This is a genomic window from Rhizobium zaerense, assembly GCF_051810725.1.
Classification (GTDB): domain Bacteria; phylum Pseudomonadota; class Alphaproteobacteria; order Rhizobiales; family Rhizobiaceae; genus Rhizobium; species Rhizobium leguminosarum_I.
Genome location: NZ_JBPWQY020000005.1, coordinates 370,610 through 395,200 on the forward strand (window position 1 = coordinate 370,610; position 24,591 = coordinate 395,200).

Sequence of the window (24,591 nt, forward strand, 5' to 3'; positions counted from 1 at the left end):
GCCTCTACCAGCAGACCTACGATCTGGTTCCCGTCATCAACTGCTCGGCCGCGCCCTTCGCGCTGCAGCGGCGGACTGCCACGAAGCCGCCGGCGCGCCGCTGATCGCCAGTTTGATGGGCATTTGACCGGAAGGTGGTTCGAACCTAATGAGACGCTCTCTCGCCAAACAAGAAGCCCAGCAACAGAAGGGAGCCGAAGGATAAAGCGCAACCTGTCTGGGCGATGGCGGCTGCCTTGCGCAATGAACGAAACTCCTCGGCGACGTAGTATCTCTCGAAGCGGCTGCGCTTGCGCGCTTGCCGTTCCCGCCGGCTAAGGCCCCTCATCTTCTGACTTATCTACCAGACAGCCGGTCTGACTGAGCACCTTGATTATCACCCAAAAAGCGACGGCGAAGCTTACGGCAAATGCACCGAAGCCGGCCCAAACTACTAACTGCAAGACGAGCGGTCGATCGACCATTCCCAGCGCACCCATGCATTTAAGTACGTAGACCTATAGCGGAAGCAGAAGTTATCGAGCTCGACGAGTCCGCGTAGCCATGGTTTTGTCAACAAGACGAGCGGCCACATACGCGAAACATACGACTGCGGTTAGAAACACGCAGAACGCAAGAGGGCCATTCAATCCGATCGCTCCTGCAACTGGCTTGAAAACACCGACCGCACCTCGGTGTAAGATGTAGACAGGATAGGAGATGTACCCAACCCACGTCGCCAACGCCTCTGCTTTTGCGGGCACCTCCAAAAAGAGGCCAAGCATCACGATGAGCGGCGCCAAGGCCATTGCGAACATCAAGTCGTAGTAAGGTCGCAAGAAGACAGAAACCGGCGCCGCAATGCAAATCATCAGAAGAAGGCATGGCACAATGGCGGCCCAGCCCTTCCTCCAAGCGGGCATGCCGCCGAATAGACGGCTTATCACGACCCCTGCGGTAAATGAAAACATCACCCTTGGCAGGCCGCCAATCGCTGAAGGCCATTCCCAGCCAATATTCAACATGCCGTATTTAAGACCGACAAAAACCAAAAATGCAGCCGAGACCAATGCAACTCCGCAGAGGGCTCGGATAGAGAGCCGAAAAAGCCGCAGGGCGAAGACTATATTCACCAACAGTTCCCAGAACATCGACCACGCTGGACCGTTGATTGGAAACATTCCTTGCATCGGGTTCGCTTGAAGGAAATACATTGGGCTGGGCAGAAAGAACGTGTTCGCAGTCGTCGACGCCAGCAGGTCGATAAGACTTTGATTTCTCAGCCCCCAGCTTGTTAACAGAATGATCTGTATGAGGCCGACCAAAATTCCGATCAAATAGAGCGGATAAAGGCGCTTGATACGGGCCGCCATAAACGACCGGAACAGCAGACCGCGGGCGAGCCGTTTTCCGTAAATATCGGCAATAATAAATCCGCTGAGAACGAAGAAAAAATCGACTGCTAGATAGGCTGAAGGCGCATAGCTCTCCCGGAAATGTGTAGCGACAACACAGATGGCGGCAAATCCGCGCATTGCATCGAGCGTATAGTAGCGGTTGCGGTAGGCAACCGAGACTCCTACATCGTCCATCGCCGGTGGCGAATAACCGTGGTCGAGGCTAGTCATCTTATGGATTATCCTATGACGCGTTGTGTCTGAGGGGCGTTCGGATGTGGTGGATGAGAACGTCACCGAAGCGACGTTCTCATAATTTCAGATGATGGCTTGAGCGCCAGATCCTTCAAATCGCGACACAGGTCTATGCGGCCAGGGCCGGAAAATCATGCAGGGTTGGCAACTCTACCCCTATTGCTCTTGCGCTGCCGTGCCTGCTCTATACTGCCGATCAAGATATTTAAACGAGATCTGCACAGAACGAATATCAGGCCGCAGTAAACCATGCCGCCGGCGAGGATTTCCGCGGCCAAGCGTGGATACGGGGACCAATGAATGAGCAATTCGTGGAGGAGGAAAACGACAGCAACCATTCCCGCACAGGCTATCGTAGGCCGCAGGAATTGCGCCAGATATGCCGGGATACTCAGCTCTATATGCTGCGAAACCTTCCAGCTGGTGATCGGCCAAAACAACAGAACTTCGATCATTATGGCGAAAACAATCGTCGTGACACCATAAGGATAGAGAATTGCGATCGTCAGGAGTGTGAGGAGGTTTCGTGCCAGCTGGTAGTAAAACCACCAATCCATCTCTCCCTGGCTCTTGATCAAGGATGCCTGCACGTAGCCGATCCCAGCCATCAATCCTATAACGCAGTAGAACCGAACCGGCCAAACCGCCGCGATCCAATGTGTACCGAAAATTGTCGTGATCGCATCATCGGCAACGGCGGCAAGGCCGATGAATACGGGGTACGACACCAGAGCGCAGCCAAACGTTGCCATGAGAAATGCTTCTCGCACTTTCTTCGGATCGGCTCGCAATGAAGAAAGCAAGACGTGCGTGACAGATGTTAAGCCCCCGGCGATGACGTTGTTGATCATATCAAACAGACGCTTGGAAAAGTTATAGATACCGAGCGCTGACGGGCTCAACAGCACCCCGATGAGCAAGTTGTCCAAGCTCATCGTCTGTAAAAACCGAGTGCCGGATGCAAAGAACCCATAGTGAAGGAGCTCGTTGAGGCTCGCTCGCTTCAGGTGAAGCCCGGGCCGCCACCCGGCGCCCCAGAAAGCGGCGCCGCATGATGCCGCTGTGGCTGCGATCTGTGCAATCGCGAGCCCCCACAAGCCGAAACCCGCGAGAACCAAAACAAGGCAAATGCAGGCAGAAGTGATGGTAGCAATCACGGTGCGGACGGCTACCAGATGAAACGACATCTTCCTATTGACAATTGCATTCGGAACGACGGCCGTGAAGTCGAAGAAAACCTTCAATCCCATGATGTAAATCAGGGGTGTGATTTGCTCATGCCCCACATAGGCCGCGATCGGCGAAGCGGCTATGCACAAAGCGCCATAGATCAAAAATGAAAAAGCGAGCGAAAGCAGGAATATCGTATCCAGATGGCTGCGCCTGATTTCGGCTTTTTGTATGATCGCTTCGCCAAATGCCGTTGGTCCAAAGCTGCCCGCAAACGACACGATGCTGAATGCCAGCGCGACAAGACCGAAATCCTGGGGCTGGAGAACGCGAGACGTCACCACAAAGACGGCGAAGGTCAGAACTGTCGGAATAAGCGTGCTCAGCGCCGACCAGAAAGCGCCCCTTACGGCTGCGGCGGATCGGTTCTCACTGACATGGCTGAATAGAATATCGTCGTCTCGTAAAACCGACAAAGTGAGCTCCTACCGGGAATCAGACTGTGGAGGGTTGAGGTATTAGATCGGGGGCGGGAATAGCGGGACTTGGATTCATGGGTTTACTCGACTTGTACCAAGTTCCTGCCATCTCATACGGCAGGCGAGACATTGCTGCTAAAAGCTCACCGGAATTTGTCGCTTTCTCCACCAGAGGGCTATCGCCAGTCTGGCTACCGATGACGTCGTGTAGATTGCTTCCGTCCCTCGCAACCGCGATGTGCGGCTTATTCAGCAGAAGACAGAGAATATGACCGTGTAGATGGTTGGTGATGATCCGTTGCGCGCCGGACAGGATCTTCACGCCGTAATCGACATATCGAGCCGCGACATCCTCACGATGTTGGGCGATCATCTCTGTGCGGCTAAAGCCATGCCGCAACGCCGACTTGACGACGCTCGACTTGCGCATCCGCGACAAGCTATTTGGACCGTTGATCCAATTGGTAAGAGGTCCATCAACGATCGCTCGCGCTTTCGCTATATCAACCTCGTCCTCTCCAAGAGGCTGCATGACATATAATACCCTGAGAGGATCGGCTTCGAACGGTTTCAGCGTTCCCATGCCGAATGCCGTGTCCGGGCCGGCCTCGACATCACAATCGAAGTTGGCTTTCGCCAGCTCGAAACTCTGACCATCGCGTGTCATGCAATAAAAATTGCGATGCCTCCCAATCGTACGTTTTGCGTATTCCTTGAGCGACTCGTTCGCGAAATGAATCGTTTGCGGCATCTGAATGATCGTTCGATCCGGATATTTCCACATCAACCGGTAGCGAACATCATCCCTGCCGGTCCGCGCGTCTCCAAAGTCGGTCCAACCGCAAATGAATATTGGAGCGTCGCCTGGTGTTGTTTTTATCTCATCTATACTTTGAGCGGTGCTGCCAGTCAGCACCGGGAGGCGCCCCGTTACTTCGCGCAATACCATCGACAATCCAAGCCAACTCGCGTGATGGCCTGGATCTTTATTGGATGGAAAGTTCATTATAACGTAAGGCTGTCCCCGACTTACAAATTTACTTACGATTTCAATCAAGTTTTCTTTTTGTCGTCGTATTACAACTTCGCCAAGGTGATGCATATACTCAACTTGTATTTTCAAAACTCAAACAGCAATTACAGCCGCGATTCTGAAAAGTCAATTGGAGGATGAATTACTTTTAAGTAATAGTTAAGTGGGCAAATTGTCCCACTTCTTAGCCACCAGCGATCACGAGGTTCGAGCGTCGCTGCAGCGCCGCGCCGCCTTGAAGCTTGTCGCCGCCGCTGATCGCGGGCCTGTAGCAAGTAATGCTCGCCGGTGCCGGGGTGATCAGCGGCGCGCGTTGCACAGGGCTGCTCTATGGCTGCCCGAGGGGCTCGGCCTTCCCCGCCTCGCATTGCGGCAGTCGCACAGGTTTGGCGAGGTTCGCCAGCGCCTCGGGCCTGGCGCATGCCGGGAAGCCAGCGAGCGGCATTGTCTCTATGAACCGATTGCGCTCGATTATGCTTAGGCCGGGTTCACTGATCATGCTCTCGACAGTCACCTCGGGGTGCTGTCTGAGAGTTTCCATAGCTGAAGCATGCGCCTCATCGGTTCGACCCAGTGCCGCAAGCGAGCTGCTACGGACCACCCAAGTCCACCTTTGGTAGTTGTTGGGCGTCATGCGCTCCAACATCGTCACCGCGTCTTCATACCGCCCCGCCATAAAATAGGCAGGCGCGAAGAAGTTGGACGCCCACATCGGATAATTCGGGTCGAGCCGCATGACCTTGTCGACCATTTGAGCACCGCGTTCTGGTTCACCGAATCGTGCTGCATAGCCGCTGTAGAAAGTCAGGATTTCGGACGAACCCGGTGCGAGACGAAGGGCCGTTTCGAATTCGGACTTGCCGCGGCCCATATCGCCCTTATTGGCAAGGCTCATACCAAACACCGCATGGGCTTCAGCGTCGCTCGGATCAAGCCGCACCGCGCGTTCGGCCACATCGGCGGCCACCTTGCGGTTGCTCTCGGGATTGACGCCAAACACACCCATCAGATCATGAGCATGGTAAAGTTCTACCCAGGCCCGTGCCAGCCCCGGGTCCAGCTCGACGGCGCGGTTGAGAAACGTGATGGCCTCCTCGTCATCGGCTTTGGTGAGCTTTTCGATCTTCTCGGACCCGAGAAGATAGTAATCATAGGCATTCAGGTTTTCAGGCCGTTTGCGTTTGGCTGCAGCCCGCCCGGCCTCTTGAATCAGTCCCACTCCGCCGCCGAGGCGGTTGGCGACCTGTTCTGCGATTTCGGTCTGAACGGCGAACACGTCCTCATCGGGCCGGTCCCAATTCTCCGACCAAAGATGGTGGCCGGTTTTTGCATCGATCAACTGTGCTGTGATCCGTACCCGGCCACTCTGCCGCTGGATCGAGCCTTCCAGTACAAAGCCGACATGGAACGCGCTTGCGACCTGGCGGGCATCCACGGGCTTGCCTTTATAAACTTCCGTCGAATTCCGCGCCACCACCTCGAATTCGGGAAACCGCGCGAGGTCGGTGATGATGTCCTCAGTCAGCCCATCGGCCAGACGCCCGCTGGCCTCGTCGCCGCCATAATTGTTGAAGGGCAGCACCGCCACCGAAGGCTTGCCACTCAAAGGTTCGGGCTGCAAGAACCACCAGACCCCGCCGCCCGCCAGCGCAAGCGCCACGATAGACGCCGCAGCCGTTTTAGCCCAGCGCGGTATCATTTTGAGAAGCGGCCGACGCGCCCGTTTGCCGTCGAGTCTCAGCCGATACATCCGTACCGGGCGGCTGATATTCTTGACCTGCTGCTCGCCTGCGAAATCGAGCGGCCAGTCGAGTTTGCCCTGGAGATGATCGTATGCCGTTCCCGACACCACCACGCCGCCGGGCTCGGCCAAATGCTCCAGCCGCGCGGCGACATTCACTCCATCCCCATAGACATCGCCATCCACCAAGGCCACATCGCCCAGATTGATCCCGACGCGAAATACGATGCGCTCAGGCTCCGGTAGGTCGGCGTTGCGCGCCGCCACCACACTCTGAAACTCCGCGGCGCAGGCAACCGCATCAACCACGCTGTCGAAGGCGACGAGCGTGCCGTCACCCATTAGCTTGATAATGGTGCCATGGCGCTGGGAGATGGCGGGATTGATCAACTCGGCGCGGATGGCCTTCAGTCGCTTGATGGTGCCGGCCTCATCGGCCTCCATAGCCTTCGAGTAGCCGACCATATCCGCCGCTAGGATCGCGAGCAGCTTCCGGTCAAGCGTGGGGGTACCCATCATCGTTGCCTTGCATGAACATGCAATAGTGTCGGCAGTCTACACCGATCGACGCGCCGCAACTAGCACACCGCCAAAACGGCATGTCTGCTTGTGGTGCTATGCCGGCCGTAGAAGTCGATCTTGACGTTGCCCGGAAAGCGTTAGCTGCCACCGAGACTATGTTTGCCATCCGCCTCGTTTGGTGACGGCCTTCTCGCAGCCGGATTCTGGCCGCGTGTTGGGAACTAATGATGGGCGAGACTGTTTCAGCAGTGACTTTGGCATGACGCTTACGTTCCCTCCTGGCTGGGTAAGCCTCGATTTTGAGGAGACTCGCATCATGAAGATTTCATCCGGATTTCGTTCAGTCGCGGCTGCGGTTATCGCTGCAGCAGCAATCAGCTTTGCCGGCTCCGCGCATGCCGACAGCGGCACGATCAGCTTCTCAGTCTACAAGGCTGCCTTCTTTGTGGGTGGTTCTGGAGGCGAGGGCACGCTGACCTTCCATGGTCGCCACTATCCCATCTCTGTCGGCGGCATTTCGGGCGGCCTCGCTTTCGGGGCTTCTAAGACCTATTTCCATGGTGCCGTTCGCCACATTCGCCGCGCCCGGGATGTGACGGGGGTCTACGGTGCGGCGGGTGGTGGCGGCGCGGTCGGCAAAGGGGCACAGGTAATTGTCATGACCAATGACAAGGGCGCCCAACTCGAGCTCTCAGGCAAGCAGGTAGGCCTGCAAGTCAACGCCGATCTCAGCGGCATTGCCATCACGGTGAAGTAAGGGCCGTCGTTCCTTGACACCGAGCCCAACGACCGCTCCTGGCGCAAACGCAACGTCGATAGGCGGGTAGCCCCTGGGAACAAGGCCTATGTTGGCATCATTGGGGGAAGGTCCGGCCGTCGCTCTCCCATTCCCTGCCGGACGAGCGATAGAGTAGCGATGCCGGCCTCATCGGCCGCACGCAGAAGCGCTTCCCGGAATTGTTCCGGGGCAATCTTCCCGCTCAACGCGTCGACGCAGGCTTTGACGGCTGCCACATATTCCTCGCCGTCATCGCAAGGCCAGTCGTTGATCAGGAGACGCGCCGCGTCGCCCAACGTCCATACGATCTTGCGAGATGCCGGGCCTCGCAAGGCAAACCCAACCGGCGTAAATGCTGATGATGTGTTCCAGCACATTGTCCTCGACCCCTCAAGGCACGGATACTGCAGTCCCCAGTTCAATATACGCGCGTATTTTGAAATTTGGAATTGAAATTTGTCAAATGATGCGGCTTGAACGCGAGCTGCCGAATGAAGCAGAAACGACGCGCAAACTTCCCTATTCGGTCCCATTTTTCGCCGCGCTCACCGCAATTCTGCAGTAACCCGGAAGATGCCGCCGGCCGACGCGTCGGAGCAGACCACGAAGGTCGAGCCCTCCTGCGCCATGAAGGCGACATTGCCGCCGGCTTCGCAGGGAGTGGCGCTCCACTGCAGGATGATATCGCCATTGTCGGGCAGTTTTTCCGGCGTGATCTTCGCCGCACTTGCCATCCATTCCGTCGCCGATGGCAGGTGGACGGGGGCGTTCAGCTGCTTCGACAGCCAGGCGGTATAATTCTGCGCCACGGCAAGCGGCACGTCGTCGGCCGGCTGCTGCGGATTGTCGGCATAGGCCTTTGCTGCGGCGGGGTCGGAATTGGCGATGTAATATTCCGCCATCTCGGCACGGGTGACCGCCTTCGTCTGCATGCAGAAGGACTTGTCGATCTTCACGGCGCCATTGGCAACGCCAAGCATGCCGCCGAGCTCCTTCATCGAGGAGGTCATCAGCCGGACGTTCTCCAGTGAATAGCTTCCGGCCGGGACGGTCTCGAAGGCAAGCGTCTGCGAAACGGGACAGAAGCCGCGTGCCGACAGCGCCTCGAGATCGGCAAGGATCGGCCGGTAGGCAACGATCGCCAGCTTATAGGCTTCCGCGGCGTAGCGGCCGTCGGCCTCGCCGATCTTCGGGGCGAGGGCCGCAAGCGTTGGATCGGCAGCACCGGTGCGGGTGGCGATCGAGGCGTTGAGATCGGCGACTTTCTGCTTCAGCGCCGTCGCCTCGTCCTTTGCCGCCATAACATCGGCGATGACGGCGTCGAAAAGCTTGGCGGCGTCGCCATAGCCTGTGGTCGCGGCCGGCATCTGCCATTGCTCGGCCTTGGCCTTGGCCTCGGTCATCAGCCCGCTCGCCTTTTTAACGTCGGGACTATCGCCGGCGCCGATGCGATCGACCGTTTCGCGCTTTGCCGCGGCGTCCTTTTCGGCCGCCGCCAGCGCGGTGAGCGCCTTGGCGAGATCGTCGAATGTTGTTTTCGATGCGTCGTACGCGTCGACCGCAGCATGCATCTGCTTGGCAGTGGCCGCGTCGGCGGCGGTCTTCATCTTGGTGTCTGCCTCGGCAAAACCTGGGGCCTTGTCGCCGCCGGCGGCTGAAGCAGCAGCTTTCGCCTTCTCGGCATTCTCCTTGGAGATGCCGATCAGCGCGTTGCCGAGATTGATGGCGGCCGTCTGGAAGCCCGGAAGGGCCTTTTCATAGTCTTCGTCCTTGAGCAGCGAATCGGCCGATGTCAGCGCCGCAGCGCCCGTGTCATAGGCGAGCTTTGCCTGATCACCGGAAGCGCGCTCCGGCGCCTTGGCGGCGATCGCCTTCTGCTTGCGGCTTTCGGCCTCCTTCTTCCAGGTGCCGACATCGGCGACGAGTTTCGGATCTGGGCGGAGCAGCTTCGGGATGGTGACGACACCGACGCCGATGCAGATCAGGAGCAGCGCGCCGATCATCGACAGCTTAGCAAGCGTCCATTTTTTCGGTTTCGGCGCCTCCTGCTGCTGTTGCATGCCGCCGCGCGGATCCCACGACATCGGCTGGATGCCGGTCGTGACGCGAGCGAATTCGCCCAGCGCATCGGCGCCCATGCGCGGTCGCTGGGCCGGGTCGCGGCTCAGCATCCTTTCGACAAGGCTTGCAAGCCCCTCGGGAAAACCCGGAACCAGCACGTCCAGGCGGGGAAAGACGTTGGAAGGGTCGAGATGGATGTTCTTCCAGCTCTGCTCGCGCTGGTGTTCGTCCTCCCAGACCATGACGCTGTCGAAGACGCTGGCATAGGTCTGCCGCGGCAGGAAAAGCTTATAGGCGATCATGCCCATGGCGTAGATGTCGAGCGCGGATGAGGCGGAGAAGCTGCCGCTCGCATAGATTTCCGGCGCGCCGAATTCCGGCACATAGGGCGGGATGATGTGCTCGCCGATCTTCGAGATCAGGTGCAGGTTGCCGATCCGGACCGACAGGCCGGAATAATCCTCCGACACATAGATGCATTGGTCCGTCAGGGCATTGTGGGCGTAACCGGCGCCGTGCAATGTCGCCAGGCCTTCGAGGATGTGGCGGCCGATCTCGACGGCGCGCTCGTAAGCCACCATCTCCGTTTCGTCGAGATATTGGTGCAGCGTTTTCGACGGCCGCTTCTCGACAATGTAGAAATTGTCGTCTTCCGGCGACGGCGGGATGAGGTCCTCGATTTCGACGAAGCGCCGTGCCGTCAGAGATTTGGCCTCGTTGATCGAGGTCCAGACCCGCTCGAAACGAGCCTTGTCCAGTTTCAGCGCCACGTCGGGCGTGACGATGAAGACCGCATGGTCCATCCGCTTGTCCTGAGCGGGATAGACGATGAACTCGTTTTCATAGATCGGCTCGCCGATCGTGTAGCGGGCGATCAGATCACTTCTCATGCACGTGTCCCCCTGCATTCATTACATTCATGAAACCGAATTCTATTCGCCCGCCAGTAATGGATCACCGATCAGGCCTGCGGCCAGCAGCAGGCCGCTTCTCGTATCGCGAAGCGCGAAGGCAAAACGGGCATCGGCGACCACGCGAACAAGCTTCGGATCGATGCTGCGTTCCGTGACCACAGCGGTGGCTGCCGCCGCCTCCGTGCCGTTTTCGTCAACCTTGATCATCGTCTTCTGCAGGACGCGCGACAAGCGGATGTTTTCCTTAGTGAAACCGGGGAAACCCGCATCCCTAGCCTTCTCGGGCGCCACTCCCATCGCATCGAGTACCGGCATCAAATCACGCCCGTCGTTCAGGGAAAAGCGGGGCAGGAAGATTTCACCCTTCGCCGCTTCGAATTTTTCCCCTTGCAGCCAGGAAGCGAGCGCCTTCAGGTCCGACCCGGCCACACCCTTGCCGGAGCGCGCCGCCACCACGACCATGCTGTAGCCCTCGCCGGCATAGGCGAGATCGACTGCGGTGAATTTCTCGTCGGAGCGGAATTTTTGGCCATCGCCGGCAAGATGCATCATCGGCACCGAAATCGTCAAACCATCCGGCCGCTGAAAGGGGCTTGCCGGGCTCTCCTTCTCGAAGGAGGTCTTCCAGCGCGCCTTGAAGGAGAGCGCGCCGAGACTGACGAAGCCGCCGCCGGGCGGTGCGTCCAGGATTGAAGGAATGGCGCCCCTCGTGGCGTCCTTGACCCAGCCGTTGATGTGCTCGACCGATTTCGGTCCGTCGAGATCCTCGATCGAGGGCTTGATGTGGTGGCCGGCGAGCATGGAGAGCGCAGCGGGGACGAGCACCAGCTTGTCGTCGAAGACGATCGCGACCACCATCGCCAAAGGCGCATCCGCCGCTGCCGGCTTTTCCGCGGACATCGCCTCGAACGCCGTTTCCGGTCCCTTCACCGCACCGCCGAAGCCGAGGCCCTTGGCGATCGAGGCCTTGGCCGCATCGGAGGCGCCGAGGCTTGCAAGGCCGAGTGCTGCGGCAAGGCTTGCCGGCGATACCATGATATTGGCAGCACCCTCTTTTGCCAGGCTGCGGTCGATGAGTTCGACGGCAAGCCCGGCTTGCGCGGCAAGCATCGCCTTGCTGTCGCCGGAGTTGCCGGCATGGGCGGCCGGGGCAAGCGCCATCAGGGAAGCGGCAAGACCCGCCAGCAGAGTGGATTTCGGCATGGTTCGCTCCTGTTCAGCGGACGCGATAGAATTTGGAATCGAACGACCATTTGCCTTGGGCGCCGGTTTCGTCGTCGCCGACGATCCTGAGGCTTCGGGCGAGATCGTAGACATAGTTGAAGGCGGCGCGCTGGCCGACGAGCGGCGTCGGCACATCGGGCAGGTCGAGCACTTCGATCGGCTTGTCGCTGAGGATGGCAACGACCATGCCGACGCCGGCCGGCCCCTCCACCACATATTCGAAGCCGGTATAGGGATTGCGCGCATCGGGCACGACGACCGGCCGGGCCGGATCGAGCCGGTTGTCGCCGCTTTTGGCAGATGGTTTCAGGCCCATCGAGCGCTTGTTCGGGTAAAGCTGCGTCAGCTTGCCGGAGGCGTCGATATCGACCAGGATCAGGTAACCGGACGTTTTGGTGGAGACGCGCATCGCCACCTTGTCGCCGATGCTGACAGCGGTGCCGGGCAGCACGTCGACGGCGACGCCGGCCTCGTTGTCGCTCTTCAGCGTATTCTCGACGGCGGCGACCGGCGTCTTCGCCTCCTCACCGGTGATGAAGTCGCGGCCGAGCGCATCCGGCTGACCATAAAATTGCGGCACCGGCGTGAAGCGGCAATCCTCCGCATGCGTCCGGCAATATTCGTCCGATTTGCGCCGAACATAGTCGAGAAGGGCGGCATTGCTGACATTCGGCTTGTCGGCAGCGCGTGCCACGCCATCCTGCACGCCTTCGATAAAGCGGCGGGTGAAGACGCCGACCGGCGGCTTGGCCTCACGGTCGACAAGCGCCCACTGTCCGGCGTTGACGGCCGACCAGACCATCGCGTTTTCGCCGCCGAAGGAGAATTTCGCTTCCTTGCCAGACTTGTTCGGCGGTTCGAGCGCTGCCAGCGCCGGGCCGAGGCAACGCACGGTGCCGGAGGGTGCGGCCACCGCGCTGCGGCTGCCGGGCCCGACATGGCAGGCATCGATCAGCAGCGTCACACGGCGGTCCTTGAGGCTGTTCAGACGTGCGGCGATCTCGGTTTCGCGGATTTGGTTGGTAACCGTTACCTTGCCAGCGTCGCGCACCAGCTTGGCATCGACGGCCACCAGCGTCGGGCTCGTCGTTTCCTCGGCGCCCATTTCTTCCGAGCCCTGGCCGCTGAAATAGAGGAAGACACGGCTTCCGGGTGTCGACTGGCGCACCAGCCAGTCGTCGATCTCGGCCAGGATCGCTTCGCGGGTCGCCTTGCGGTTGGTCAGCGTGTGGATCTGCTCCGGGCGATAGGCGAGCGTCTTGGCGAGGAAGACCTGCATCGCCTTCACATCGGTCGCGGAGCCGGTCAGTTTGGCCTCGCGCATCTCGTACTCGTCGATGCCGATCAGCAGTGCGCGATCGCCGGGCGAGCTTTCGATCACCGGCATCTGGGCGACCGGCGGCTGCACGGCGGGTTCGTCGGTGACGGGCTTGTCAGCCGGCAAGGTATCGCTGGCGGGCGTTTCGGTGGTCGCGGCTGGCGCGGTATCGCCAGCCGGGGAAGTGGTGATGGCGAGATTGGCTTCTTCCTGTCCGGACTGCCTCTGCTGCGTGCCGCCACTGGTCGTGGTGGACGCGACCTGATCGTCGGCAGCGGGCCCTTCAACGTCAGGCACGGCGCCATCGGTCTTTGCGGCGATCCAGTCGCGGAAGGCGGCCACACGGGTATAGACGCCGTAATGCTCTGCCTCGGCGCAGCCAGCGCCCCAGCTGACGATGCCGAGCTGGATCCAGCGCTTGTCGGGACGCTGGGCGACGAGCGGTCCGCCACTGTCGCCCTGGCAGGCATCCTTGCCGCCTTCGGCATAACCGGCGCAGACATTGCGCTCGTCGATCGGGTTCATCCGCATCGAGCTGTCGCGATAGGCGGCGCGGCAGTCCTCGCGCGGGACGATCGGCAGTTCCACTTCCTGCAGCTCGGTCGGCAGATATTTGTCGTCCCAGCCGTGATCGGCCTTGGTATAGCCCCAGCCGGTGACGACGGCCGGGTGGCCGGCGGCCTCTACCTCGTCATCCGAGGCCGAGGCAAGGATCGCCGGCTTCGATTTGGCGGGCTCGCTCAGCTTGATCAGGGCGATGTCATCGGCGAAGACCTTGCGGTCGAAATCCTCATGGATGATCACGTCCTCCACAGCAAGCCCCGGCTTGTCCGGCCCGTCGACCGCGATCACCTTGTCGATCTTCGACTTGCCCTCGACGATCAGCAGGTCGCGGGCGAAGAGATCCTGCTTGCCGGAGCGGCCGCTGGTGACGCAATGGGCGGCCGTCAATATCCAGCGCGGTGCGATCAGCGAACCGCCGCAATGGCCGCCGAAGCGGCCGCGCTGTTCGGGATCGGGCGCCAGGATCTTCACCTGCCAGGGCCATTCGCCCTTCTTGGCCGCCTGGCCGCCGATGACACGTCCGCCATCCTCGCCGGCAAAATCGGTGTCCTGCTGCGCCAGCACGGGAGTAGCCAGAAGCAGCATGACCGACGCAATATTGAGGACCCTGCTGATCGACGTGCTCATAGCTTGGCTCCGGCGGAGGTATAGAGGACCGTAAATCCGACGCGTCCCCCCTCAGGCAGGAATTCGCCGAGGCGCTTGGCGATATTGCCGGCGGTGCGGCGCCTATCATTCTGCTTCAGGAATTCCACAAGTTCGGGCATCGGGGTTTCAGAGGTGACGGCGACGAGCAGGTCCGTGCCGAAAGGTGCGACGACGGAAAGATCGAGATCGAAGGTCTGAGACATCGCAGCATCGACCTCCTTCTCATTGGGATAGAGGAACTGCACGGTTCCATCGCCGGTGACGTCGAAGAGCACGAGCTTGCGATTGGCAAATCCGAAACTGTGACGCCGACGCGCTCACCTTCGCGATGGACGGCGTCGGAAGGCGTCACGCGTACGGTCTGCGGATTTGTCTCGGAGAGCCGCTTGAGGGTGTCGAGCGCGGCCATCCGGTCGACGACGAAAGGCATGTCGCCGGCGCCGATGGCGGAGGCGACGACATCGCCGCCGGCAATCGCCTCGCGTTTTTCGGGATCGAAGACGAGTTCGGCATCAGCACCCTGCATCAGCTTGAACGGCGTCACGGCTGATACAATCCCCTGCAGCACCGGCTCCGAGCCGAGGGCGGCAACACTGATCGGCGCGGGCTCGGCGGGCAGCGGAGCGTTTGATTTCTCCGTCGCCGCCTGCGCCCCCGCCCCTTCGTAATTGTAGACCACCGCGCGATCGAGATCCGTTCCCGGCGGGCTTTCGGTAAAGATGTTCTGCCGCTGGTCGGTGAACTGGTAAACCGCCTGGCGCACATATTCGAACAGTTCGCGGCGGCTGACGGCGCCGTCGCCGTTGCGGTCGGCCGCCCCTTCGAAAGCACGGGCGGTGGCATAGCTCAGCGCGCCGCGTTTCTGCGGAATGCCTGGAATTGATATCTCGGGCGACTTGGTGTTCTCGTCGACGGCGGCAAGAAAGGTCAGCCGCTTGAAATCGAAGCCGGTGGACAGTGCATCCGCCGTCGTCGAGATCGGCGCGAGGTCGTCCTCCTCGATCGTATAGGACGGCGCCTGACGCCAGGTGATCTCGGCGCCGCGCGGATCGACGTCGCGGGTCATGCCGCCGGCATGGCAGGTATCGGCGACGAAAACGACATCGGCGCCCTTGGTCTCAAGATTGCGGATCAACGCCTTGAATTCGTCGCCGAAGATGCGCTCGCGTGATCCGGGAAGACGGGTGTCGAAGCCGGCGAGCACATAGACCTCGTCGCGGCCGCTCGGTTTCGAGCCCTTGACGCGCTCCGGCTCACTCGACCCGTGGCCGGCGATGCCGAGCACGACAAGGTCACCAGGCCCTGCCCGTTCCGTGACGGCCTCGATCGCGTGGAAGATGCCCTCGCGGTCGGCCGCACCATTCTTCAGCAGCGTCATATCTTCGACGCCGACCGAGCGCAGCGAAAGGGAAAGGTCCTCGGCATCGGCGACAGCGCCATGCAACGGCGGAACGTTGCGGTAGAGGTCGATGCCGATCAGCACCGCCCTGACCGCGCCGTGCTCCGGCGCTTCGATCACCCTTGCCAGGCTATCGGTGGCCGCCATGGTGAGGAGGGCAAGTGCTGCGGCCATGGAAACGGATGCGGACATGGCCAAACTCCCCTCGCCCCAGCTATTCGCGGCGCCATTCGACGCGACGGTTCAGCGCATCGACGTCGTCTTCGGTGAGGTTTGCGGTTGCGGTCACGTCCACCGGCTCGGAGGCTCCGCGGCCCTCGGCGTCGATCGTCGCGTCGATGCCTTTGCTCTTCAGGAAGTCGGCGACGGCCTGGGCGCGGCGTTCGGAAAGCTTCTGATTGTAGTCGTCACCGCCGCGATGGTCGGTATGGCCGATAAGGATGACGCGTCCGGGTTTCTGCTCCTTCAGCGCCTCCAGCAATTCCTCAGCGGCTTCGGTGCCGATCGAGGTGAAGCTCGACTTGTTGAAATCGAAGGTGATCGGAACCGGAATGGAGACCGGTACGATGCCGCGCACATTCTCGGAATAGATGCCGCCGAGCACGCCGCTGCGGTGATCCTTCTCGGCCGGCACGAAGCTGCCTTCAGGATGGTCGCTGGTCGGGTTGGCGGCAAGGATGCGGGCCTGGGCGGCGCGCTGGATGAGATCGGAGATCGTCTCGGCCGGCGGCGCCTTCGGCGTGCGGGTCTCGTTCTTGATGATCTCGATCGCCTGCTGGTAGTCGGCGGCGGCATCGGCAAAGCGGCGGGCGGAGAAATAGATCTCGCCGAGCGTGGCGGAGGCCTGCCAGAGCACCTGCGGACTGTCGGCGGCGACAAGCAGCGGCTCGTAATCGGCGACCGGCTGGTTGGCCGCCATCATCTCCTGGGCCGCGGAAAGCCTGAGCGCTGCGACGCGGCGCTGGGCATTCACCTGGAATTGCCCGCAGTCGGCACTGACGGCGATCGTGTCGGCTTCAGCGGCGGCAGCCGTGATATCCTTGGCGGCAACGGCCGTGTTCAGCTTGTCGAGAAGGGCGGTGCAAACGGGCGTATCGGCGTTTGCCATCTCGACCTCCTCGCCGGCTTGGCCAGGTTCCGCCGAACGGCCAAGGTTCAGCTGCGGCATCTTGATACTGAAACCGCCGGGCAGCTTGAATTGCGGCATCTTGATCTGCGGCATCGGCAGTTTGGGCATCTTCGTCTGGGACGTCTGGGTTGGCTGCTTATACTGCGTGGTCGGCTGTTTATATTGGGTCGGGTTGGTGGATGAGGTGGTGTCGGCCGGACCGATCAGTTGCAGTTCATCGGCGGCAAGCTCCTGGCCGGGCGCCAGATTGGTGACGATCTTGTATTTCTTCGGCGGCTGTTGTGTTGCCTGCTCGACAGGCTTCGGCGTGAGCTTTTTCGGGGTAACGGGTTTCGGCTTTTCCACCACCGTTTCCGGCTTCTTGGCGACTTCCTGTTTCGTCACCGGCTTCGGAGCGGCTGCGGGTTTCGGCGCAACGGGCGGCTTGGCAGCCTGCTCGACCGGTGCGGGTTTCGCGGCAGGGGCGGCTGCGACGGGCGGCACCGCGGGCAAGCTGTCGACCGTCGTCAGCGTCAGCGTCTTGCTGCTGATCTTGGTGCCGAGGCTGCGGGCCTCTTCGAGACTGCGGGAAACGGTATCCATGCCACCGTCGATCGAGCGGAACATGCCGGCGCCGCTGCCGCCGAGATCGGCAAAGATAGTCAGCGGCTTGGAGGAATAGAAGACCTTGATCTGCTCCTGGCCGACCGGGCCGGAAACCTGCAGCCGGGCGCCGCTTGCGGGATCCGGCACCTGCACGCGCTTGCCGGCGCCGACAAGGGCGTCGGTCTGGTACTTGTTCGGGAAAAGCTTCACCACAGAACCGTTCGGCGAGACATTCAGCACCGTGACATAGGCGTTCTCGGTCGATTGGATGAAGAGACCGACAACTTCGCCGACGGCGTATTTGGCTTCAGCGCGATCGAAGGTGATGCTGACAGGCCCGCTTTGCGCGGGCGCTTCGGTCAATGTGCGTTCGTTCTGCGCCTCGACGGCGGGAACCACCGAAAAGAACGAAAGAAAGGTGGCTGCGGCTAGGATGGCTTTGCTGTTCGGCATTGGAAAACCTCCTCTTCGAACAATCTCACACTGTGTTGAAGATGAGAATAGCACTGACCGGCGAAATTGGGATGGCCTTGCCTGTCTTGCTTGAGGGAGGGTTACAAATTATTTGGAGCCTGGAAGAATCCATCAACGAAAAGACGTGAGCAAGACTCACGCCTGGCAATATCCAGCGCCTTTTATAGTCCGTTCGACTGCAAGGTTACGGTTAGTTCTTGGGTTTCTGCCCGGCTGATTTCAAAATCGAGATCAGGTCGCTCATTCCCTCGGGCGAGGAATTGTAGAGCCAGAGAATATCCGGATTGTCGACTGTGAATTCCTTGCCGGGGCCTGAACCCATGTCGCGGCCGGGCGAGGTCGCCTCGGGCAGCTTGTCCTCGCCGGGTGCCAGCCCCTTGGCGGTTTCGTATTCGGCGATGATCGCCGTCGCCGCAGCAAAGGCCTTTTCATCATGGTGGCGGAGCGCCGCAAGCGCGGGGTTTCGCGCCGCAAGCGCGTCCTCAGTCGGGCCGGAATAGGCAAGCCGGGGTATCTGCAGCGCCAGCAGAAGGCCGATCGACAAGGTTATGAGCCAGGGTTTCGTCATCGTCGTCAAATCCGTTATGCGCCGCAATAGGGCAAGCAGCACGACAATAGGGAGAGGCCGGAAGGATGGCAACGGCGCTCAGTGCCAATCGATTGGGAGGGTTGAAATCGACTGGCCGAGGCACTTTCGCTCCTTGTTTTATGAATGTCGTTAACCCGGAACCGCTGCACACTTCCGGGCGACATGCATCAGAGGATCTTCAATTGCTGCAGGTTAAGGCGCAGGTCGCGCAGCATCTCGCCGAAGATCTCCTCGATCATTCCCGTCGACCAGACGACCATGGTGCCATAGGGCGAGCGCTTGCGCTGCATGAAGCCCGCCGTCTCGAAATCGATCAGCGTCTTGCGGCAGGTCTCGCTCGACATCACCGCAACCAGGAAACGGGCGAGATTGGACTGGTCGATCGCGCCGGCTTTCTCCGCCCAGTTCTGGATCAGCCGCGGCTTGGTGTCGGCGGTGAACATCGAGGCGAGCGCCCGATCCTGCGAAAGCCCCAGGCGCTGCAGCTTGGCCGGATCGCGGGTGAGCGAAACCACATAGTCATTGTGCAGGTCGGCGAAGCGTTCGATATCCTCGGCGGTGCTGATGCCGAAGACCTTCATCGAATACAGGAACTCGGCCATCAGATAGGTCGGCTCCGAGCGCAGCTGCGCCAGATGCTTGTCGTCCTTGCTGGCCGAGGCCGCGCAGACGCGATCGGAGAAGTTGATCCTTGCCGCGCGAACCTGCTCCAGCAAGCTTATATCGAGCGCCAGTTCGTCACCGTTCCATTCCAGCATAAGCACTCCCTGCCGACAAATCTTCGAGACGATGTTCTTGTACTATCGCCGGCGGAGATCTCCAAATCGTTTGGAAAGCAATAGCTTGCTGACGAGGCACAACTATCCTACCATTTTAAAGACTTGACGGTCACAGAGCATGATGCCGAAAAGTGTGAGCGGTTTTCGGACGACATCATGCTCTTGCTTTAATTGAGAACAGGATTCAGATTTTAGGCCGGATCGGCCTAAAATCATCCTGTTCTGGGGGTCGAGGCAATGCGTAGTTTTGGGTCGCATATTTTGTTTGCCGCGACACTTGCGGTCGCCTCGCCGGTTTTCGCCAAAGATACTGTGATGATCGAGCTTCGCGGCGGCGACGGCGCTCGTTCGGTCGGCATCATTTCTTCCAACGAGGAAGTCGAGGCATCCGGGCCGGCGGCGATCACCGTCGGTGACGACGGCACCATTTACATCCTCGACCAGAACAATGGCCGCGTGCTCGCCATCGATGCCGAACGCTCGCAAGCCGATCCCGAAATCCTGCCGCTGCCGGAAAATGCTGCGCCCGAGGATCTCGCGGTCGTCCACAGCGAACTCTACCTCTGGTCGGACGGCGTCGTGCCGCTCGAGCGCTCGACCGATGCCGACGGCCGGTCGCAGACGCTGCGCGCCGTCGACGGCGGCGATGCCGACGACTACACCCGCTCGGTTTTCGCCTCGATGGGCTCGGTATCGCCCGGTCCACTGAACAGCATCATCGACGAGATCGGCCGCAGCACCAGCCGGCCCGAGGCCCGCCCGCCGGTCATTCAGTATGTGCCGAGCCGCGGGCTCGGCGATATCGTTGCCGAGGTCTCAGCTGCTGCAAACGACAAGGCGGAAATCCTGCTGCGGCGCAGCAGCTCGGAGGAGAACTTTCTCTCGCTGCAGCTCGCCTCGGAAGGCCGCATCGGCACCGTCGAGCTTCTCGACATCGACACAACAGGCAGGCCCTATGCGCTGGTCGAGCTGGTGCCCGCCGACCGGCCCGAGCGCACTGGGATGCTGGTGGTGCGCTTCACGCCGAATGGGGCGATGGACCGGGTCTACGACCTGCCGATCGACCCGGGAACGGTATTCTCCAGGCGTTTTATGGCGATCGGCCCGCGCGGCGACGTGCTCTATTTGAGATCGCAGGAAAGCCGGGCGCAGGTGCTGCGGCTCGACGGCCGGGAGCCCGGCCGCAAGCTCGCCGTCGCCCTGCCCGCGAAACAGTTGAATGCCGGTAAGCCTGGCAAAACGCCGAAGGTGGCGATCGTGCCGAAATCGCGCAGCGACGTCATCGAGCGGGCTATTGGCTTCGAGACGCTGAACTGGATGGTGACGCCGGCTGCTTACGGCAGGGATCCGGGTCCGGGCTGCGTCAACATGAACCGGCTGCGCCGTCCGATCTATCTGATCGGTAAGCGCGGCCAGACGGTCAAAGGTGTTCCCTATTGCTGGGGCTGCAAGACGCCGCTCGAGAATTTCATCGGCGGCGTCGAAAAAGGCCAGACCGCCGGCAATGTCTGCACCAAGAGCGCGCCGCAATCCAACGTCCTCGGCGTCGACTGCTCCGGTTTTGTCAGCGACGCCTGGGGCCTGAAGATGCACGTTTCGACGCGTGCCATCCCCGGTATCACCAAGCGGCTCTCCGACCCCTGGTCGATGCGGCCGGGCGACGCGCTGAACAAGCCGGGTTCACATGTGCTGTTGTTCATGCGCTTCACCGATGATCGCAAGGTGGAAGTGATGGAGGCCTCGCCGAATGCCTGCAAGGGCCGCGTCTGCCGCAATACCTATTCGCTCGGCAGCCTGTTGATGCGCGGCTACCAGCCGGTGCGCTTCAAGGGGCTGGATGGGTGAGAGGCGGGAGCGTCGCGCCGGCTGTCTGCTGCATAATTAAAAGTATTATAGCGGCCGCCGCTGTCTGAGGCATGCGGACCACAGTCCTGACGTGGGTATCCACGCTATGATTTGCCACTTCCGCCCACCTCGTCCTCCGTCATGCTCGGCCCTGAGCCGAGCATCCACACGGCACCCACCAGCAGCCGCTGCATGGGTCCTCGGGTCAAGCCCGAGGATGACGGAGTGGAAGACGCGTTTCCGCCAAACTCACCCTCGCCTGCATCCCGTGGGTCTTCAGACGCGTGGCGCCCTCTCTCGGCGCCAGACGACGCTTCGTCTTCGCTAAAAGCCCATGCGCCGCGACGTTCTCGGCATAGTCACAATAGGCGGGATCACGGCTCAGCAGGCGCTCTTCGGCGCGGGCGCGCAGCAGGTAGACGAGACTGACGATCGCCAGCATGCCGGCTCGCGCCAGTCCTTCGGCAAGGCCGCTGGCGATGAAGCTCGGGGTCGCAAACACACCAGGAGATGTTCTTTGAGACATGGGCCGTGATGCCGCGATGGGTCAGGTTAGAAAAGCGAGGCCGAAGGCAATGGTCGCCCAGGCGTAGATTATCGCGCAGGACAGCGTCGCGACGCTCCAGAGGATCGGCGGGATGAGTCTCAGTCCTTGAGCCACGAAGAGACGAATTCTCAATAAAATATAGATAAAATGGACGCCGACGGACAACCTGTCCTAGTGCCAACTGCCGCCGCCATCGCCGCTAGAGCCGCCACCGCCACCACCACTGTCGCCGCCGCCGCCCATGCCGCCGCCAGAACTGGAATTTCCGCCGGATCCGTTTTCAGAACGGACAAAAGCCGGTTCATTGCTCCTTGCTGCTACCTTTTTGACGGTGGGTGTTCGTTTTACTGTCTGTTGTTTATTGGCTGCCGGCTCATCGCTGGTGAAAAGTGTCCTGGCGCCTGGATCGAAGATGCAGCTTTGCAGGATCGCGCCTGAGCCAACGATGAATGTCGAGCACAACAGGACCCGGATGATTTGATTGCTATTCATATAAGGCGCCCCCATGCCGCCGTCTCAGAAGAGATCGTACCTCGGATTTCGCTTTGCCCATGTCGCCTTGGCGAGCTGGATGAGTCTGTCGTTGAGTGATTTGACTTTCGGAAGCGCCTTTTGTTCCTGAGCGGTCAGCTCGGCTGAGAAAATTCCTTCCGCTTTTTTCTTTGCAACCTCAGGCAGCGCCTTGAGTTCCGCCAAGGCCTGATTTTTCGGATCACCGCTACCAGGCCTGTTCACCGCCATCGCCAGCGCAAAATAGTGCGCAGCGATCGCAAGGCTGTCGGGGTCGACGCCCTCATCTTTGGCCAGCTTGGCGCGGTCGAGAGCACCCCAATAGTCGCCGCGTTCTGCGCCTATCTCCAGCCATTTTACCGCTTCCGCCTTGTCCTCGGCAACGCCGACACCGTCGCGGTACATGCGTCCGAGGTTTGTCGGAGCGTAGGGCTGACCACCTTCTGCTGCCCGCGTGAATAGGTCTAGAGCTTTAGAAAGATCCTGCGGCGCGCCCTTACCAAAGCGGTAGACCAGCGCTAGATTGTTCTGGGAATAGATGTCGTTGCGTTCGACTCCGGCCTCGTAAAAGCGAATGCCGCGTTCCGGATCGGCCGGAACTTTGATGCCATTAAGAAAGATAAAGCCGAGAGCGTTCATTGCGTAGGTATGGCCGAGATCGGCAGCCTGCAGCATCATGCGCAATCCTTGCTGCTGGTCTGCTTTGACGCCTCGCCCGTAATACAGATCGTTCCCGAAGCTGTGCAGTGCGTAAGGGTCGCCTTTCTTGGCGGCTGCTTGAACGATTTCTGCAGCTTTATCGACATTGCGAGGCACTGACGCACCAATTTCGTACATGGTCGAAAGATGATGGATCGCCCGGACATGTCCGGCATCCATCGCCTTCTTGATCGTTGCGAAAGCCGTCTTGGTGTCGCGGTTTGCGAGCTGGGCGCGGCCGAGCTGGTAGACGAAGCGGGCCACCTCAGGATAGGCCTTTACCGCATCGGTGCAGGCCGGCAGGGCTACATCGGGGTCGATCTCATTCGGCAGTTTGCCCGAGGTCACGCCCTGAAGGTCGAGGGGGGCTGCGGCTGCTGTGTCGCAGGCATCGAGCACCGGCTTGATGGTGACCGTCGCCGGCGGCAGGTCGTCATTCGCAGTCTGCAGCGTCAGGGCGAAAGGCTGGTTTTCGGTGCCGATCTGCGGCTCGTAGGAAAGGGCCGGAATATCGGCGGCCTCGAGCACGTGACCGAGCCCGATCACCCGGTCTCCGGCGCGTAGCGTGCCCTTGTCGGGTAGGGCCGCGACCTTGAAGGTCATCTCGGCTGCCGATGCCGGCACTTCAGGCAGGCCGGCCTTTATGGGGCCGACCCCGATCGTGGTGCTCACGTCGCGCGGCAGGGTCTTCAGATAAGCGTCGGCATCGGCCAGCCGCACCTGCTTTTCCTGTTCGAGTTGGGCGAGCTTTGCGCCGGCATCCGCCGAGACGGTGATCGCGACGACGCCTTGTGTAACCTGGCCATAGGGGTCGCTGACGGTATAGCCGATGAGGCCGACGGTTCCGGCGGCAACACCTGATGAATCATAGGTCAGCGCCGTCAGTGCCGCGGCTGGCATCTTCGCGCCCTGCTCGACCGGCTTGCCGTCGAAGCTGAGCTTGCCGGTCTTGGGAAGCTGGTTGAGGGTGACGAGCAGTGCCGAGCCGGTCTCGTCATGCGGCGGGGCGATCGGCAATTTGGTCGTGGCCGCACCCTCCGGCACGCTCACCTGCTGCATCGATTCGACGCTCGGCGGCGGCGGCGCCGGAATGAAATAGAAACTGTCCATCAGCGAGGAATTTTCCCAGGGGACCTGCTTGCCGTTGGTCATGGCGATGACATCGCGGCGCACATCGGTCAGGACCTGGCGGATTTCCTTGTTGGGTTCACTCGCCCGCTTGATGAAGGATTCGGAATAGGGGCTCAGCGCCCCGCTGCCATCGAGCGCCACCTGACCCGGTTCTGTGGAAAAGGCGATCAGACTGCCGAGATCGCTATCGATGCGCGCAAGTCCGCGTGTGGCGCCGACCGGTTCCAGTTTTTCGGCCATCCAGAATTTCTGGGCGTTGAAGGGATTGTTGCGGCAGGCGTCGAGGAAGATCAGTTGCACCCGCGAATTCTGCTTGAGATGGTTCAGAATGAGGTCGAGCGGCATCGTCTGCGTCTCGACGTCATAGGGCGTCTCCAGTGTCGCATCGACCGGCACAAGGAAATTCTGACCGCCCACCTGGATGCCGTGACCCGAATAATAGATCAGGCCGGCCTCGGCATTGCTGGTCGAACGCAGGAAGCGGCGCACCGTATCCTCGAGCCCGATGCGGTCGACATTGACGCCGATCGTCACGTCGAAACCGGCCGCACGCAACGTGCTGGCGACCTCTTCGACGTCATTGGCAGGATTGGGAAGCGAGGGCAGCGTCTTATAGACCGAGTTGCCGATGACCAGGGCGACGCGGCGGCCGCTCTCTTCTTTGATGGCGGCAAATGCCGTGCCGATCGACAGGAGCATTGCTGCGATGATCAGCAGATAAGCGCACAGTCTCTTGACGTGGTGAAACTTGGGCATGGCTCGATCGCAAACATTCTATTGTCTAAGTTCAATAAAATTTGCTGGCCTGCTGGTGCTGGGCC

The 24,591-nt window shown here is 60.6% G+C and carries 15 protein-coding genes and 3 pseudogenes; 3 read left to right on the forward strand and 15 right to left on the reverse strand.

The genetic code is table 11. The annotated features are described in order from the left end of the window. Window positions 1-2 precede the first annotated feature (2 nt). Window positions 3-104, forward strand: a pseudogene (locus ACS4RR_RS32645) (FHA domain-containing protein); the annotation flags it as partial. Between the two features lie 411 nt (window positions 105-515). Here the strand turns inward: ACS4RR_RS32645 and ACS4RR_RS32650 are convergent. The 4 genes from ACS4RR_RS32650 to ACS4RR_RS32665 all read right to left on the reverse strand — a co-directional run bounded on the left by ACS4RR_RS32650 (window position 516) and on the right by ACS4RR_RS32665 (window position 6,570). Beyond that, entirely contained in the window at window positions 516-1,607 is a 1,092-nt protein-coding gene (locus ACS4RR_RS32650; protein WP_456190642.1) for an acyltransferase family protein, read from the reverse strand. A 155-nt stretch (window positions 1,608-1,762) separates the two neighbouring features. Beyond that, window positions 1,763-3,277: a lipopolysaccharide biosynthesis protein gene (locus tag ACS4RR_RS32655; RefSeq protein WP_260299576.1), complete on the reverse strand. Its 1,515-nt coding sequence runs from the start codon at window positions 3,275-3,277 to the stop codon at window positions 1,763-1,765. A gap of 19 nt (window positions 3,278-3,296) precedes the next feature. Continuing rightward, on the reverse strand, window positions 3,297-4,382 hold the full coding sequence (locus ACS4RR_RS32660) for a polysaccharide pyruvyl transferase family protein (RefSeq protein WP_260299577.1): 1,086 nt from the start codon (window positions 4,380-4,382) through the stop codon (window positions 3,297-3,299). A gap of 259 nt (window positions 4,383-4,641) precedes the next feature. Continuing rightward, entirely contained in the window at window positions 4,642-6,570 is a 1,929-nt protein-coding gene (locus ACS4RR_RS32665; protein WP_260299578.1) for an adenylate/guanylate cyclase domain-containing protein, read from the reverse strand. A gap of 322 nt (window positions 6,571-6,892) precedes the next feature. Between ACS4RR_RS32665 and ACS4RR_RS32670 the strand changes: the two genes are divergently transcribed. Beyond that, entirely contained in the window at window positions 6,893-7,333 is a 441-nt protein-coding gene (locus tag ACS4RR_RS32670) for a lipid-binding SYLF domain-containing protein (protein WP_017968504.1), read from the forward strand. A gap of 86 nt (window positions 7,334-7,419) precedes the next feature. Here ACS4RR_RS32670 and ACS4RR_RS32675 read toward each other — a convergent pair whose 3' ends face one another. The 8 genes and pseudogenes from ACS4RR_RS32675 to ACS4RR_RS32710 all read right to left on the reverse strand — a co-directional run bounded on the left by ACS4RR_RS32675 (window position 7,420) and on the right by ACS4RR_RS32710 (window position 19,017). Further along, window positions 7,420-7,731, reverse strand: a complete 312-nt coding sequence (locus ACS4RR_RS32675) for a DUF982 domain-containing protein (protein ID WP_017968505.1) — start codon at window positions 7,729-7,731, stop codon at window positions 7,420-7,422. Between the two features lie 168 nt (window positions 7,732-7,899). After that, complete coding sequence (locus ACS4RR_RS32680) at window positions 7,900-10,305, reverse strand: protein kinase domain-containing protein (protein WP_260299579.1); 2,406 nt, start codon at window positions 10,303-10,305, stop codon at window positions 7,900-7,902. A gap of 42 nt (window positions 10,306-10,347) precedes the next feature. Beyond that, window positions 10,348-11,532 (reverse strand): serpin family protein, encoded by a 1,185-nt coding sequence (locus tag ACS4RR_RS32685; RefSeq protein WP_260111883.1) that lies wholly within the window; start codon window positions 11,530-11,532, stop codon window positions 10,348-10,350. A gap of 13 nt (window positions 11,533-11,545) precedes the next feature. Continuing rightward, on the reverse strand, window positions 11,546-14,062 hold the full coding sequence (locus tag ACS4RR_RS32690; protein ID WP_456190643.1) for a trypsin-like serine protease: 2,517 nt from the start codon (window positions 14,060-14,062) through the stop codon (window positions 11,546-11,548). Then, a pseudogene (locus ACS4RR_RS32695) lies at window positions 14,059-15,674 on the reverse strand (caspase family protein). Before ACS4RR_RS32695 ends, ACS4RR_RS32690 begins: the two are co-directional and overlap by 4 nt. A 22-nt stretch (window positions 15,675-15,696) precedes the next feature. Next, window positions 15,697-17,649, reverse strand: coding sequence for a DUF4384 domain-containing protein (locus tag ACS4RR_RS32700; protein ID WP_456190644.1), 1,953 nt, complete (start codon window positions 17,647-17,649; stop codon window positions 15,697-15,699). Window positions 17,650-17,860: 211 nt separating this feature from the next. Then, window positions 17,861-18,238 carry a hypothetical protein gene (locus ACS4RR_RS32705; protein WP_456190645.1) on the reverse strand — a complete coding sequence of 126 codons (378 nt, stop codon included), beginning with the start codon at window positions 18,236-18,238 and terminating at the stop codon, window positions 17,861-17,863. 188 nt (window positions 18,239-18,426) lie between these two features. Then, window positions 18,427-19,017, reverse strand: a complete 591-nt coding sequence (locus ACS4RR_RS32710) for a hypothetical protein (protein WP_026236777.1) — start codon at window positions 19,015-19,017, stop codon at window positions 18,427-18,429. 258 nt (window positions 19,018-19,275) lie between these two features. Between ACS4RR_RS32710 and ACS4RR_RS32715 the strand changes: the two genes are divergently transcribed. Then, entirely contained in the window at window positions 19,276-20,883 is a 1,608-nt protein-coding gene (locus tag ACS4RR_RS32715) for an NHL repeat-containing protein (RefSeq protein WP_456190646.1), read from the forward strand. Between the two features lie 298 nt (window positions 20,884-21,181). Here ACS4RR_RS32715 and ACS4RR_RS32720 read toward each other — a convergent pair. From ACS4RR_RS32720 to ACS4RR_RS32730, 3 genes and pseudogenes are all read right to left on the reverse strand, one after another. Further along, a pseudogene (locus tag ACS4RR_RS32720) lies at window positions 21,182-21,514 on the reverse strand (hypothetical protein); the annotation flags it as partial. A gap of 87 nt (window positions 21,515-21,601) precedes the next feature. Beyond that, complete coding sequence (locus tag ACS4RR_RS32725) at window positions 21,602-21,922, reverse strand: hypothetical protein (protein ID WP_456190647.1); 321 nt, start codon at window positions 21,920-21,922, stop codon at window positions 21,602-21,604. Between the two features lie 24 nt (window positions 21,923-21,946). Continuing rightward, window positions 21,947-24,526 (reverse strand): caspase family protein, encoded by a 2,580-nt coding sequence (locus ACS4RR_RS32730; protein WP_456190648.1) that lies wholly within the window; start codon window positions 24,524-24,526, stop codon window positions 21,947-21,949. Between the last annotated feature and the right edge of the window lie 65 nt (window positions 24,527-24,591).

Coding starts and splice junctions, on each gene's coding strand:
- ACS4RR_RS32705 (WP_456190645.1), bottom strand. CDS start 18,238: ATGACGAAACCCTGGCTCATAACCTTGTCGATCGGCCTTCTGCTGGCG.
- ACS4RR_RS32730 (WP_456190648.1), bottom strand. CDS start 24,526: ATGCCCAAGTTTCACCACGTCAAGAGACTGTGCGCTTATCTGCTGATC.
- ACS4RR_RS32650 (WP_456190642.1), bottom strand. CDS start 1,607: ATGACTAGCCTCGACCACGGTTATTCGCCACCGGCGATGGACGATGTA.
- ACS4RR_RS32725 (WP_456190647.1), bottom strand. CDS start 21,922: ATGAATAGCAATCAAATCATCCGGGTCCTGTTGTGCTCGACATTCATC.
- ACS4RR_RS32660 (WP_260299577.1), bottom strand. CDS start 4,382: ATGCATCACCTTGGCGAAGTTGTAATACGACGACAAAAAGAAAACTTG.
- ACS4RR_RS32680 (WP_260299579.1), bottom strand. CDS start 10,305: ATGAGAAGTGATCTGATCGCCCGCTACACGATCGGCGAGCCGATCTAT.
- ACS4RR_RS32715 (WP_456190646.1), top strand. CDS start 19,276: ATGCGTAGTTTTGGGTCGCATATTTTGTTTGCCGCGACACTTGCGGTC.
- ACS4RR_RS32675 (WP_017968505.1), bottom strand. CDS start 7,731: ATGTGCTGGAACACATCATCAGCATTTACGCCGGTTGGGTTTGCCTTG.
- ACS4RR_RS32700 (WP_456190644.1), bottom strand. CDS start 17,649: ATGCCGAACAGCAAAGCCATCCTAGCCGCAGCCACCTTTCTTTCGTTC.
- ACS4RR_RS32690 (WP_456190643.1), bottom strand. CDS start 14,062: ATGAGCACGTCGATCAGCAGGGTCCTCAATATTGCGTCGGTCATGCTG.
- ACS4RR_RS32710 (WP_026236777.1), bottom strand. CDS start 19,017: ATGCTGGAATGGAACGGTGACGAACTGGCGCTCGATATAAGCTTGCTG.
- ACS4RR_RS32665 (WP_260299578.1), bottom strand. CDS start 6,570: ATGGGTACCCCCACGCTTGACCGGAAGCTGCTCGCGATCCTAGCGGCG.
- ACS4RR_RS32685 (WP_260111883.1), bottom strand. CDS start 11,532: ATGCCGAAATCCACTCTGCTGGCGGGTCTTGCCGCTTCCCTGATGGCG.
- ACS4RR_RS32670 (WP_017968504.1), top strand. CDS start 6,893: ATGAAGATTTCATCCGGATTTCGTTCAGTCGCGGCTGCGGTTATCGCT.